This window comes from Ensifer sp. ENS02, from assembly GCF_014851885.1.
GTDB lineage: Bacteria > Pseudomonadota > Alphaproteobacteria > Rhizobiales > Rhizobiaceae > Ensifer > Ensifer adhaerens.
The window spans coordinates 522,083-535,183 of record NZ_JACVAO010000001.1 but is presented as its reverse complement, the minus strand read 5'-3'; the positions used below and the strand labels follow the sequence as shown (position 1 = coordinate 535,183).

The following is a 13,101-nucleotide window of genomic DNA, read 5'->3' as shown; positions in this document are numbered from 1 at the left end:
GACCAATCCTCACCGATAAACCGTCTGCCCCGGCGCCCGTTTTCGGTGTAGGATGCCGGCATGAGTGAAGCCCAGCCTCTGTTCGATATGCTGCGCCAGACCGTGCAGCCTGAAATCGCCGGCGTATTGGAGCGATTTGTCCGGGAAGCGCCGGACCGCAAACTCGGCCGCATCAACGCACTCGCCTTTGCCGCCGAGCACGGGCTCGACGAGGAGAAGGCGATCGCCGCCTTCCTGCATGCTTCCCGCCTCGGCCTTTTCGAGCTTTCCTGGAATGTGCTTTGCCCCGGCTGCGGCGGCGTGCTCGATGCCAACACCTCGCTGAAGACCGTGCAGAGCGACACCTATACCTGCTCGCTCTGCGCCGCCGGCTATGAGCCGACGCTGGACGAGATGGTGGAGGTGACCTTCACCGTGAACCCGCGCATACGCCACATCGAGGCCCACAGCCCGCACGAACTGACGCCGCTCGAATATTTCCGGCAGATCTACTGGGGCTCCGGCATCGAGTTGCCCGAGGAGGGCTACGAGGCCCAGGTCGACGATTTCATGATCGAGGCGCTGGAATTGCCGCCCGGCGAAAAGGCGGTGATCTCGCTGCAGATGCCGGCGGAATTCATCATCATCTTCGAGCCGGTCACCCATGCCGCGCAGTTCATCGACGTCAAGGGCGAGCCGACCAAGGAGCGGCGCACGCTGTCGCTCGTCTTCGATCGCGGCCATCGCCACGACGAAGCGCTGACCATGCAGCCCGGTCCCTTGCGCATCCAGGTGGAAAACCACACGGATGTCCGCACCCTGCCCTCGGTCTGCATCGCCAACGACGCGCTGCACGATATCCTCGGCCGCCGCCGGCCGTTCCTGACCGCCAAGCGGCTGCTCTCCAACCAGACCTTCCGCGACATCCACCGCACCGACACGATCGACGTAGACCAGCGGCTGAAGATCACCAGCCTCACCTTTCTCTTCTCCGACCTGCGCGGCTCGACCGAGCTCTACGAGCGGGTCGGCGACCTCGCCGCCTTCGATCTGGTGAAGACCCATTTTAGCGTCGTCAACGAGATCGTCGCGGCGGAGGCCGGCGCGGTGGTCAAGACGATCGGCGACGCCGTCATGGCCACCTTCCCGACGCCGGACCGGGCGGTTGCGGCCGCCATGCGCATGCGAGACGCCATGCGACAGCTGAACGAGGACCGCGGCTCGGAAGACCTGCTGCTGAAAATCGGCATTCACGAGGGACCGTGCATCGCCGTCAGCCTCAACGAGCGGCAGGACTATTTCGGCCAGACGGTCAACATCGCCTCTCGGGTCCAGCACCTCGCCAGCTCGCGCGAAATCTTTGCGACCGGTTCGGTGCTCGACGATCCGCGCGCCTCGAGCCTGCTCAGCGATCGCGGCCTCAACCCGCAATCGCACAATGTCGCGCTCAGAGGCATCACGAACGAGATCAGCATTTTCTCGATCCCGTGAGGCTGGCCGGGAACGGAACGCCCATATCCCTCGAGCGGCGATCAGCGTTCGGGCAAGCCGGCTTGCCGTAGCGCCTCGGCCATCTGATGCTGCCACTGCGGTATCCTCTGAAACCAGGGCAGTGCCCGATACCGCTCGATCGTGAACCCCGGCTCTGCTGCCAGCAGCTTCTGCGCCGCCCATCGGGCGGTCTCCATGTCCCCCGTCATCGCCGACCAGGCCGCGAGGTGGCGATAGGACCAGGTCACGTCAGGATAGTTGTTGACGACGTCCTGGGCGATCGCGATGGCTTCGGAGAGAGCCCCTTGCATGGCCATGGAAAAAGCCATCCCCAGTTTCATGTTGAATGCGAGCGGGTCTCTCGGGCTCAGCGTCATCCCACGCCGGAACCGCTCCGTTGCGCGTGCGGGATCGTCCGTGAAGATCGCGATCCAGCCGAGCCGAGCCCATGCCCAGGCATTGTTCGGATCAAGCGCCAGAGCCTTTTCGATAAAGGTGGCGGCGCGCTCCTGATCGCCGCAGATGCTCATTGCCGCGCCAGCCGCAGTCAAAGCGGTCGGATCGTCCCTGATCGAGCCTGCACCTTCGATCGCTGCACGCGCCTGATCCAGTTCCTGCTCCGGCCGGTCGGTCCATAGGTAGGAGGCGCTCGAGGCATGGCACCACGCCAGAAGCGCATGCGCGCGGCCGTAGCCGGGATCGACCAGGATCGCCTGCCGAAGCAGTTCGATCGCCTGGTTGTTGCTATCCCTGCGGCGCCCCCAGAGATTGGGGAAGGCGCGCATGACGAAATCATAGGCGCGCAGACTGGCCGGCGGCTTGCGCTTGGCAAGCTCGACCTCGGCATCGCGGATGGCGGGGTGAATGGCGCCTGCCACCTGCGCGGCGATCCGATCCTGGAACTCGAAAATATCCTCGATTGCGCCCTCGTAGCGATCCGACCAGGATTGGGTCCGCGTCTCGGCGTCGACCAGTTGCACGGAAATGCGCAGCCGGTCGCCACCGCGGCGCACGGTGCCTTCAACCACATAGGTGACACCGAACTCCCGGCCGACGTCACGCACGTCGACGAAGCGCCCCTTGTAGGTGAAGGCGGACTGGCGCGCGATGACGAAGAAATCCCGGACGCGCGAGAGCGCTGCAGTGATCTCCTCCACGACACCGTCGACGAAGTACTCGTCGCCTGGACCGCTCAGATTGTCGAAGGGCATGACGACGAGCGACGGCTGGTCCTTGCTGCGACCGGCCAGCGGCGCCCCGTCGAGGACGCCACCTCCGACGGCGATCTCGTCTTGCCAGTCGACCCGGAAAACCAGAATGGGCCGGGGGATGTTCTTCAAGGTCCGCTCGCCGAGGCTGGTCAGCGCGAAGGGCACCTTGCCGTCGAGATGTTCGCGCACCGCCCCGGAAATACAGATGCCCGACGGGACGGCGATCTCCTGCAGGCGCGCGGCGATATTGACTCCGTCGCCAAGCAGATCGTCTCCCGACACGACGATGTCGCCGAGATTGACACCAATGCGAAACTGCAGGTGGCGTTCGGGGGGCAGATCCTGCGCATCGAGAAGACCGCGCTGGATTTCCACCGCGCAGCGGACGGCCTGAACAGCGCTTGGAAACTCGGCGACGAGACCATCGCCGGCACTGCCGAAGATGCGGCCGCCATGGTCATCCACCAATTCGGCAATCCGCCCCCGGCAAAGGTCGAGCGCGCGAAGCGTGTTCTCTTCGTCGAGCGCTGCGAGGCGACTGAAGCCGGCGACATCGGCCGCAAGGATGGCTGCGAGCTTTCGATCCACAACGGTGACCGCTCCTGCGGCGGAGGATTTCGTTGTGTTTAATATGCGCGAATTTTCGAATATTCACAGATACCTGTGGCAAGCGAGAGCGGATCAAGACCGCAGCCGGTCAAGAAGGGCCCCCGGCAGCCGTGCCGCGTACAGCTTGTCTGCTGCGACCTGTCGGCCGCCTAGACCACGGGCGGTATCAAGGTCAACACGTCGCCATCATCCGGAATGAGCAGCCTGGGCAAAGCGATGCCGTGGGCGCTGGCGGCGGCGCGGAGATCACCTCGGCTGACCGTCGCATGGTCGAGCGCCTCCATGTGCGTTGCAACCACGATGCTCTTCTTGGAGGCCTCGCAGACCGCGATCGTCTGCGCCGCATCCATCACGATCAGGGCGCCGTCCCAGCGTGCGCCGCAGGAATGGGTGACGATCACATCCGGCTTCGTATCGTGGATGGTCTTTTCGATGGCCGGATAGAGCACCGTGTCGCCGGCCCAGTAAACCGTCGGCTCGCCCTTGGCCTCAAGGCTGAAACCCATGACCGGCCCCATGTCCTGAACGACAGGACCAAGGCCGTGGCTGCCGTCACGTCGGGTGAGCTTCAGGCCCTGCCACTGCGCCTTGCCGAGAAGGGGCGTGACGTCGCGAAAACCAGCGCCACGGATCGCCTCCTCGTCGCCCGGCTGGCAGAAGATCGGCAGCCCCTTCGGCAAGCGATGCTTGGCGGTGTCGTCGAAGTGGTCCTCGTGCAGATGCGAGATAATGACGAGTTCGACCCCGGCAAGAATGGTATCGGTGTCGAACGGCAGCCCGACCAGCGGATTGGGCGCCCGCCCCGCAAAGGACGGCAGGCTGTCCTTCGGCCCGAGAAAGGGATCGATCAGCACCGTGTGACCGGCATAGTCGAGCTTGAGTGTCGCGTTGCGGATAAGCTGGAGCTTCATGGGGTGTCCTCCCTTGCCGGAACCGGCCTTGACCATCGCGGCGATCCTTGCGCATGCGGCAGCGAAATCAAGCCCTGAAATGACGCGCGAGGGTTGAGAAACGCCGCCGCCCTTCACGCCAACCCCGTTCGATGGCGCCAGCATGCGCTGTCCGCTTTACCGCCAGCCGCAATCCCACGGCTGGCCCCTTGCGGTGCGATGACAGGCAAAGGCCCGGCCGCAGGAATGGGTGGCGGAAATCGTCATGCGGCCCCGGCCCGAGCCGCGGGCAAACATCTGCCGGAACGCGACATCGGCATTTGCGGGGCAATTGGCAAAGCTCTTTTTCTGCAGTTCGGCCGGTGGGCTGATCGCACGGGTGCCGGTGTTTTTCTGCGGTGCCTTGATCGTGCCTTGCGTCTCGCCTGGTTGCGGCAGCTTCGCCTCGCGCCGGATCGTGACGCAGCGCCCATCCTTCGCCTCTTCGTTACGGCCGCAAGCAAGCGGGCAGATCCGCACCTTCTCCGACTTCAGGCGACCGAGCACGTCGCTGGAGGGTTCGAGCGTCGCAAGGTCGACCTTTGCGAACTTGCCAAAAGCTTCGAGCGCCTTGCGACTGCCGGCACCCCAGACGCCATCCTCGCTGCCGGCGCGACAGCCCAGCCGGTTGAGCTCAACCTGTACGGAACGGGCCAATGTCGTGTCGTCGGCATTGGGCGCGGCCAGCGCCGGATCGATGGCCGCCACGGCCTGGCCACCCGATCCGCCGGGCACGCCTTCGGATGTAGGCACTGAAGCCCGCTCGATGATCTTGATCTTTGCCTTGGCGAGCGATGCGAACGCACCGTCGGGATATTGCTGCAGATAGGCGTCGAAGAGGTCGCGGTCGGTCGCATCCTTGATCGTTTCCCAATAGGCAAGCTCGGCGGCCTGACCCGTCGCAGGCGCCTCGGCCGGCGCCGGCTTGCCGTCAACGGCGGGCTTCAGCACCACTTCGCCGGTCAGCGAGGAATTGTCCCAGGGCACCTGCTTGCCGCCGGTTGCCGCCAGCACGTCGCGGCGCACGTCGATCAGTTCGCGGGTAATGTCGCGCCCCGGCTGGCCGAGATGTTTCAAGAGCGCCGATGTGAACGGCGAATTGCGCCCCGATCCGTCGAGGGCAACATTGCCGGGCTGGGTGGAGAAAGCGATCAGCGTGCCGATGCCGGTGCCGACCTTGGCAAGGCCGCGGCCGACCGAGGCGGAGCGCGTGCCCATCGAGCGGGCGAGATTGACCGCTAGCGGATTGTCGCGGCAGGCGTCGAGCAGGATGATATTGACCCGTGTACTGCGCTCCATCGCCGACAGGATCAGGTTCATCGGCACCGCCTCGAATTCGAGATCGACAGAGGAAGCGAGCGTGGCATCGACGGGGGCGAGATAGTTTTCGCCGTTCACCTGCAGGCCGTGGCCGGCATAGAAGAACAACGCGAGGTCGGCGCCGTCGAGCCGGCCGACGAAGTCCCGCACCGCACGGCGCACACCCGAGAGGTCGAGATCAGCGCCGGTCACCACCTCGAAGCCCAGCCCTTCGAGCTTTGCCGCCATGTCGCGCGCGTCATTGCCGGGATTGGGCAAGGTGGCCACATGCTGATAGGCGGAATTGCCGATGACCAGCGCCACACGCTTTTCGGCCAGCGCCTCCGATGCGAAAAGCACCAGCAGAACGGACAAGGCGATGCGAAGGAATGGCATGGCTCCCCCCGGCAATGCGCGGATGATCGCGACCACGCGCGTCACCCCAACGCCCAAGCGTGCTACCGGCAATGCAGCCTGTCAATGCAAGGAGAGTGTCCGGCAGGCCCGACGCGGGCTTGCCCGCCCGAACGAATGAGAGCTTCGGCGCCCTCGCCCATCCCTTGGGATTAGGCTTCGAGCGAAGAAAGCACCGCGACCGTTACTAAAGGGGCTGCCGGCGCCATCAGCGACGGCACCTGCCGACCTATCGAACGAATGGAGTGCCACCCGACAGCGGCGCGCCTGCCGCACCGCTGTCGCGGAATGAAAGGTTACTTGACGACAACGTTGCCGTTGACGATCTCGACGTTCTCGTCGCCCTGCAGGCCGATGCGGTCACCGCTCGGCGCGGTGACGAAACAGCCGCTCGGGCAGATCATTTCGGTCGCTCCGGATGCGATCGCCACTTCCACACGGCTTTCACCCTCGACGACGATCAGAACGGCGGTCTCGCTGTCCTTGTTCGTGACAGTCGCGGCACTGGCAGCACCGGCCATCGGCGCGCCGGCCATCAGCAAACCGGAAAGCAAAGCAATCACAAATTTCTTCATCGCCCATCGACGCCAGACGCGCCGCCCTCTTGCCGAGCCGGCCGCCCCGTCGGTTACGCGACGCTGCGCCGGCCACCTCTTCAGCCGATGACCAGCGTAGTCGGTCACCAGAAGAATTGCATGCTTTTTATGGCAGGCCGGCTGAATAGTGGCTGAACGGTCCGTTTATCAGCGGTTTGGGTTTGCCCGGCGGCTGGCGCTCCGGCGGCTGCTTGCCCCCTCCACTTCGCGCTCCTCGTCGAGCGGCGCCGCAGCGGCAGTTTTCTTGTCCGAAGCGGTAGACTTGGCTGCGGCCCTTTCCTCGGCGGAGGTGGCGCCCTTCGGCTCGCCGACCTCTTCCGGGTGGTGGCTTTCGATGCCGGTCTGGTCCTCGACCGGCACGTCCTCGATCTTGACCGGGAACGGCGCACCGATGCCCTCGTCGCGGAAGCGTTCGTAGATCGAGACACGCAGGTCGTTGCGCACGCCGCCGCCGGTCAGGACGTCGGCCACGTAGATGCGCAATTCGAAGGTCATGCGGTCATCGCCAAAGGCGGTGAAGCCGACGCTCGGCGACGGGTTCTTCAAGACCATGGGATGGGCGGCCGCGATCTCGGCGAGCAGCTCCATGATCCGGCGCGGCTCGCTGGCATAGGTGACGGTGATGGCGATTTCGGAGCGGCCGAGCTTGTTGCGGTGCGTCCAGTTGCCGACCGAGGCGTTGATGAGCAGCGAGTTCGGCATCATGATCGACTGGTGCTGGAAGGTCTCGATCTCGGTCGCGCGAACAGAGATGCGCTTGACGAAACCTTCCGTCGTACCGCTGACGATCCAGTCCCCCACCTTGAACGGGCGCTCGACGAGCAGGATGAGCCCCGAAACGAAGTTCGAGACGATGTTCTGCAGGCCGAAGCCGACACCGAGCGAGAGGGCACCGGCAACGAGCGCGAGGTTGGAGAGGTCGATGCCGGCCGCCGACAGGCCGATCAGCCCCGCAAGCCCGACGCCGGTATAGCCGATGCCGGTGCGGATCGAGTTGCGCACGCCCGCATCGACCCGGCTGCGTGCCATGATGTTGCCGTCGATCCAGCGCTGCACGAAACGGGTGACGGCGTAGCCGAGCGCGAAGAACAGGATGCCGGCGAGGATGCCAACCAGCGAAATCGTGATCGAGCCGATCTTGATCTCGGTCACCATCCGGTAGGCCCAGGACTCGATGTCGGCGACCTGGAAGCCCCACTGCAAGAGGATCAGCGGGATGAAGAACATCACGACCAGCGCGTAGATGCTGAGGCCCGCGGCAAGGCCGATCTGGTCGAGCGCCACCTGTTCGAGATTATAGCGCCGCTCGAGATAACGCCCGGCGGCGGTCTCCGCAAAGGCGCCCTGCTTGGCAACCGCCCGGCCGGTGAGGATGCCGATATACATCGTGACGAGGATCGCGCCCGTAATGATGATCTGCGTGGCGATGAAGCGGGCAAGACCGACATAGCCCGACACAGCGGCAATGATGAGCAAGGCGCCGGTCGCGAGCAGCGCGAAAGACACCACCCGCGGCCAGGCGCGGCCATGGGCATCGAAGGATTCATCCTTCCTGAGCGTCGGCTTGATCCAGGCCGAAGCCATGATGATGAGGCCGATGACGATGGAGGCAATGTAGCTCTTGACGACGGTCAGGACGACAGGCGAACCGAGCGCCTCGCTGACGCCGCCGAAGAGGTAGTCGAGGCCGTTGACCAGCGCCATGGCGAAGATCGCGATCATCAGCATCCGCGCGCCGCGATCAGAAACCCGGACGAGCCGCCAGCGCGAATCGCGCGGCGACAACACGGCCTGAGCGAGCCTCGTCACGAAGAAGACGACGACGGCGACCCCGAGCGTGATTGCAATGATCGGTGCGATATCTGAACGCAGCACGTTGAAGCCGCGCAGGAACAGGAAGCTCGAGACCGCGAAGGCGGCCGACGCGATGGTCGGGATCAGTGTCGACCAGAATGCGACGGAGAGCCGCCGGAAGTAGCTCGGCTCCTCATCGGTAATGTCATGCTCGATCAGCGGGCGAAAGAGCCTGCGGCTGCCGGAAAGGAACACGAGCGCCGCCAGCAGCGACAGGAACAGCGCCGTCAGGAGCGGCACGCGCTTGTAGTTCCAGGCAAAGCTCAGCCAGCTCCCGACGCTGCGCGACAGTACCCGGGTCTCGTCCGCCGTCGCCGTCAGCGCGTCGTCGAACATTCCGGTCGACACTTCGGTGTTCTTCAGGAGCGTATTGGAAAACAGCGCGCGCCTTGTCGCGGTAATGGCGTTGGACAGCTTCGTCGCCTGCACCGACAGGCCTTCCGCCTCGCCGGTCAGCGCATTGATGGCACCACGTTCGGCCATCAGCCGCTTGCGCTCGGCTGTCACGATGTCGGCTTCGGGCGGTTGCCCCTCGGCCGGCGGATCGCCAAGTTCGGTCAACCGCGCCTTGATTTCGTCGAGGCGCGGGCGGGTCGAAACCGAAACGCCGATGATCTGTTTGGCGAGCGCGTCGACCTGAACCTTGAGGTCGGCAAGCACGATGTCGTCGTCCTTGGCTTTCTCGACCCGTTCGGTCAGTCCCTTCAGTTCCTCGTCGGCCTTGGTCAGCTGCTCGGCCGCCTGGCTCTGGGCCGGCGGCGTGGCATCCGCCGGCAAGGCATCGGCCGCCGGCTGGGCATTCTGGGCAGGCTGCGTGGTTGTCGCCGCAGGTTCGGTGGCACCGGGGGTCGCCCCGTTCTCCGCTGGCTGCGCCTCCTGCGCCGGCTTGCCGGCAGCAGGCTGGGCGGCGGTCTGGGACGATTGTGCCCCTTGCGGCGATTGCGCCGGCTGCGCCGATTTCTGGCCCGCCTGCCCGTTTGCCTGTGCGGTTTGTTGCGCTGTCGGCTGCGCCGCCTTCTGGGCCATGACCGGGCCGCCCACGGCAAGCGCCAGCAGGCAGACGAGAATGGCGGGCAGTTTTCCGACAGAACGCAATTTCATGATCCTTGCAGATTGAGACCGTGGTCCGGAATCGCTCCGGCCGTCTTCACGTTTCGATGTGAATACGAAAGACGGCGGAAAGATGCAAAGAACGGCGATAAATCCCCGTCAGCGCCCGCTTTCCCGTTAAAAACCGGCGCCGGGCTGCGCCAGATAGGCAAGTTCGGCCTCCGTCGAGGGCCGCGCCAGGAAGGCGTTGCGATGCGGGAAACGACCGAACTGCTCGATCACCTCGCGGTGCCGGATGGCATAGTCGAGATAATCGGCATCGCCGAGCTCGGTAAAGAGCTTCACCGACATGGTCTGGTCGGTAAGGTTTTCCGAATGCTCGAAGGGCAGATAGACGAAGGCGCGCCATTCCGGCTTGATCGCCATGTCGGCACCGGCGCCAAGGGCGAGCTTGGCCTCGTGCAGTGCCAGGCAATCGGTGGCAAAGGCGAGCGGCGTGCCGCGAAACATGTTGCGCGGCATCTGGTCCAAAAGCACGATCGCCGCCAGCCGGTTTTCCGGGCTCGCGCGCCAGATCTCGTCGACACCACGGGCCAGCGCCAGGTGCGACGCCTGGAAGCGGCTGATACAGGCCTGGTCGAGTTCGTGGCTCGTCCCGAACCAGTCGTCATAGGTGAGTTCGCCAAACCAGAAATTCAGAACGTCCTGCGGCGTGCAGATGTCAGCTTCGTTCGCCATATGCTCCTCATGCGGGCCAATCGCCGATCCCTCGGCTGCGCTAACACATAGGCCGGAACCGGCCCTTGTCCATAACGTGTTCCTACCCGCCTTACGCGCGTCGCTTCAGGATGGCAATGAAGGCGATGCCGCCGACGAGCCCGGTGACGACGCCGATCGGCATGTCCTCCGGCGCCATGATGACGCGGGCCGCCAGATCCGCAAGGATGAGCGTCAGCGCCCCGAAGAAGGCCGAGAGCGGAATGACCCGCACGTTGTCGCTGCCGGCCAGAAGCCGCACGAAATGCGGCACCATCAGCCCGACGAAACCGATCGCGCCGGAAAAGGCGACCATCACCCCGGTCAGAAGTGCGGTGACGACGAACAGCGTCAGCCGGAAGCGGCGCACGGGAATGCCGAGCGTCATCGCGGTTTCGTCGCCCATGGCGAGCGCATTGATTTCGCGCGCCCGGATCATCAGCCAGCCGAGGGAGGCGAAAAGCACCACGCCGGGATAGACGAGCTGCGACCATTGCGCCAGGCCAAGACCGCCGAGCATCCAGAAGATGACCGTATGGGTCGCCCTCGGGTCCCCAAGGAAAATCATGAGGTTGCCGACGGATGTCAAGACGAAGGCGACCGCGACGCCGGCCAGCACGAGACGGTCGGCGCTGCTCCCGAGCACGCGGGAGACGAAGGCGACGAGCACGGTTGCGAGCAGCGCGCCGGCAAAGGCAAAGAGCGGCACCGTGGCAAGACCGAGGATCATGCCGGTGTGCAGCAGCGCCACGATCGCGCCGAGCGCGCCGCCGGAGGAAACGCCGAGCAGATGCGGATCGGCAAGTGGATTGCGCGTGACCGCCTGCAGCACGGCGCCAGTCAGCCCCAGCCCGGCGCCGACGAGGCCCGCCAGCATGACGCGCGGCAGGCGCACGTCCCAGACGATGCTCTCGCGCCCCGCCGACCAGAAAGCCTCGACGCTGCCCGGAGAAATCTTGCTGGCGATGATCGACCAGACGGTCGCAACCGGGATCGGCGCCGAGCCGAGCGATACGCCGGCCGTGACGGTCAAGGCCAGCAGCAAAAGCGCCGTCATGAGACCGGCACCCGCCTTCAGCGCCCGTGCCGGCGCTAGGCGTGAAACGGCGACGGGACCAGGCGACGCATCCTCAGCCAGCATCGCTTACAGGCCCTCGCCCTGAAAGGCCTTGGCAAGCCTGGCAATGGCGTCGATGTTGCGCGGGCCTGGCGTCGCTTCGACATAATCGAGCACGACGAAGCGATCGTTCTTGACGGCATCGACATTCTTGAAGGCCGCATTGTTCTTCATGAAGGCGATCTTGTCCTCGGCCTTCACCTCGCCGTAGTTGACGATGACCACCACTTCCGGGTTGCGCTCGATCACCGGTTCCCAAGAGATTTCCACCCAGCTCTTTTCCACGTCGTCCATGATGTTGGCGCCGCCGGCGGCCTCGATCATCGCCGTCGGAATGCCGAAGCGGCCGGAAGTAAACGGCTTCTCTTCGCCGGAATCATAGACGAAGACCCGCGTCGGGTTAGCCTTGCCGGCGTTCGCCTTGGTGATCTCGGCAAGCTGGCGACGATAGCCGTCAACCAGCGTCTCGGCGCGATCCTCGACGCCGAAGATGCGGCCGAGATTGAGAAGATCGACGAACATGTCGTTCATATCAGGCTTCTGCTTGGCCATCACGTGGATGCAGGATTCGGTCAGCTCGTAGACGCCGATCTTGAAGGGCGCCAATGTCTCGGGCGTGACCTCGCCGCCGACCTTCATGCCGTAGTTCCAGCCGGCAAAGAGGAAGTCGGCATCGGCGTTGAGCAGCACTTCCTTGGTCGGATATTTCTCCGAAAGCTCCGGCAGTTCCTTGACGCCTTCGCGCAGCTTCTCGTCCAGCGTCTTCCAGCCGGAAACGCCGGTATAGCCGACCATGCGGTCCTGGAGCCTCAGCGCCAGCATCATCTCCACCAGGTTGACGTCGTTGGCGATCGCCCGCTTCGGCGCCGCGTCGAAGGTCACCTCGCGGTTGCAGCTCTTGACGGTGACCGGATAGGCAAGCGCCGGCGTGGCGGCGGCAAGCACGAAAAGAAGGGAAAATGGGGCAATATTGATCTTCATGAAATCGATCCCTGTCGAGGAAGTGAAAAGGAAAAGCGGGCGCCGCCGGCAGCGGCATTGTGAACGGTGGCGGTGACGCCGAAGGCGGCCGAAAGCTCGCTGGGGCTGAGCACCTCTTCGGGCGGGCCGAAGGCCGTCAGCCGCCCGGCGGTCAAGATCGCGACATCTGTCGCAAACTCGGCGGCGAGGTTGATGTCGTGCAGCGTCGAGACGATCGTCAGCTTCAGCGTTTGCAAGAGCTCGAGGATTTCGAGCTGGTGGCGGATGTCGAGATGGTTCGTCGGCTCGTCGAGGATGATGATGCGCGGTTCCTGTGCCAGCGCGCGGGCGATCAGCACCCGCTGCTTCTCACCGCCCGAAAGCGTCGAGAACTGGCGACCGGCAAGATGGGCGAGATCGAGATGCGCGAGCGCATGCTGCACCCGCTCGCGGTCGAAATCGTTCCAGCCGCTCAGGCCCTCCCGCCGCGGAATGCGTCCCATCATCACGACGTCGCGCACGCTGAAGGGAAAATCGCCGGGCATCTCTTGCAAGACGACGGCGATTGTCCTTGCCGCCTCGCGCGCCGAGATCGACCAGAGATCGACGCCATCGACCGAAACACGGCCGGCGTTCGGCTGCACCGCCCGGTAGAGGCAGCGCAGAAGCGAGGTCTTGCCGGCGCCATTCGGCCCGAGGATCGCAAGCCGGCTGCCGGCCGCGATCGCAAAGCCGATGTCGTTGACCAGCGTCAGGCCCGAACGCGGCCCCCAGCGAAGGCCCTCGACCGTGAGGGCTGCACCCGTTGCGTTGCAGCTCATGGGTTCGTTCCTCTG

The 13,101-nt window shown here is 64.8% G+C and carries 10 protein-coding genes; 1 reads left to right on the top strand and 9 read right to left on the bottom strand.

Features of this window, described 5'->3' with window-relative positions; all coding sequences use genetic code 11:
• Positions 1 to 60 precede the first annotated feature (60 nt).
• Positions 61 to 1,470, top strand: a complete 1,410-nt coding sequence (locus tag IB262_RS02720; RefSeq protein ID WP_112976507.1) for an adenylate/guanylate cyclase domain-containing protein — start codon at positions 61 to 63, stop codon at positions 1,468 to 1,470.
• A gap of 41 nt (positions 1,471 to 1,511) precedes the next feature.
• On the opposite strand, the gene IB262_RS02715 is transcribed toward IB262_RS02720, so the two are convergent.
• From IB262_RS02715 to IB262_RS02675, 9 genes are all read right to left on the bottom strand, one after another.
• Entirely contained in the window at positions 1,512 to 3,269 is a 1,758-nt protein-coding gene (locus IB262_RS02715) for an adenylate/guanylate cyclase domain-containing protein (RefSeq protein WP_112976506.1), read from the bottom strand.
• 170 nt (positions 3,270 to 3,439) lie between these two features.
• Positions 3,440 to 4,201 (bottom strand): MBL fold metallo-hydrolase, encoded by a 762-nt coding sequence (locus IB262_RS02710; protein WP_034788518.1) that lies wholly within the window; start codon positions 4,199 to 4,201, stop codon positions 3,440 to 3,442.
• A gap of 156 nt (positions 4,202 to 4,357) precedes the next feature.
• Entirely contained in the window at positions 4,358 to 5,914 is a 1,557-nt protein-coding gene (locus IB262_RS02705; RefSeq protein WP_112976505.1) for a caspase domain-containing protein, read from the bottom strand.
• Positions 5,915 to 6,228: 314 nt separating this feature from the next.
• Entirely contained in the window at positions 6,229 to 6,507 is a 279-nt protein-coding gene (locus IB262_RS02700; RefSeq protein ID WP_034788099.1) for a hypothetical protein, read from the bottom strand.
• A 168-nt stretch (positions 6,508 to 6,675) separates the two neighbouring features.
• Positions 6,676 to 9,483, bottom strand: a complete 2,808-nt coding sequence (locus IB262_RS02695; protein ID WP_162728830.1) for a mechanosensitive ion channel family protein — start codon at positions 9,481 to 9,483, stop codon at positions 6,676 to 6,678.
• Between the two features lie 126 nt (positions 9,484 to 9,609).
• On the bottom strand, positions 9,610 to 10,170 hold the full coding sequence (locus IB262_RS02690) for a DUF924 family protein (RefSeq protein WP_112976504.1): 561 nt from the start codon (positions 10,168 to 10,170) through the stop codon (positions 9,610 to 9,612).
• Positions 10,171 to 10,261: 91 nt separating this feature from the next.
• A complete protein-coding gene (locus IB262_RS02685; protein WP_060520775.1) occupies positions 10,262 to 11,245 on the bottom strand; it encodes an iron ABC transporter permease in 984 nt (327 codons plus the stop codon).
• Between the two features lie 87 nt (positions 11,246 to 11,332).
• Positions 11,333 to 12,286, bottom strand: coding sequence for an ABC transporter substrate-binding protein (locus IB262_RS02680; RefSeq protein ID WP_034788092.1), 954 nt, complete (start codon positions 12,284 to 12,286; stop codon positions 11,333 to 11,335).
• On the bottom strand, positions 12,283 to 13,086 hold the full coding sequence (locus tag IB262_RS02675) for an ABC transporter ATP-binding protein (RefSeq protein ID WP_034788088.1): 804 nt from the start codon (positions 13,084 to 13,086) through the stop codon (positions 12,283 to 12,285). Before IB262_RS02675 ends, IB262_RS02680 begins: the two co-directional genes overlap by 4 nt.
• Positions 13,087 to 13,101: the final 15 nt, after the last annotated feature.

Excerpts from the sequence above, each read along its gene's own strand:
- IB262_RS02720 (WP_112976507.1), top strand. The coding sequence starts at position 61 with ATGAGTGAAGCCCAGCCTCTGTTCGATATGCTGCGCCAGACCGTGCAG.
- IB262_RS02695 (WP_162728830.1), bottom strand. The coding sequence starts at position 9,483 with ATGAAATTGCGTTCTGTCGGAAAACTGCCCGCCATTCTCGTCTGCCTG.
- IB262_RS02685 (WP_060520775.1), bottom strand. The coding sequence starts at position 11,245 with ATGACGGCGCTTTTGCTGCTGGCCTTGACCGTCACGGCCGGCGTATCG.
- IB262_RS02700 (WP_034788099.1), bottom strand. The coding sequence starts at position 6,507 with ATGAAGAAATTTGTGATTGCTTTGCTTTCCGGTTTGCTGATGGCCGGC.
- IB262_RS02675 (WP_034788088.1), bottom strand. The coding sequence starts at position 13,086 with ATGAGCTGCAACGCAACGGGTGCAGCCCTCACGGTCGAGGGCCTTCGC.
- IB262_RS02710 (WP_034788518.1), bottom strand. The coding sequence starts at position 4,201 with ATGAAGCTCCAGCTTATCCGCAACGCGACACTCAAGCTCGACTATGCC.
- IB262_RS02680 (WP_034788092.1), bottom strand. The coding sequence starts at position 12,286 with ATGAAGATCAATATTGCCCCATTTTCCCTTCTTTTCGTGCTTGCCGCC.
- IB262_RS02705 (WP_112976505.1), bottom strand. The coding sequence starts at position 5,914 with ATGCCATTCCTTCGCATCGCCTTGTCCGTTCTGCTGGTGCTTTTCGCA.
- IB262_RS02690 (WP_112976504.1), bottom strand. The coding sequence starts at position 10,170 with ATGGCGAACGAAGCTGACATCTGCACGCCGCAGGACGTTCTGAATTTC.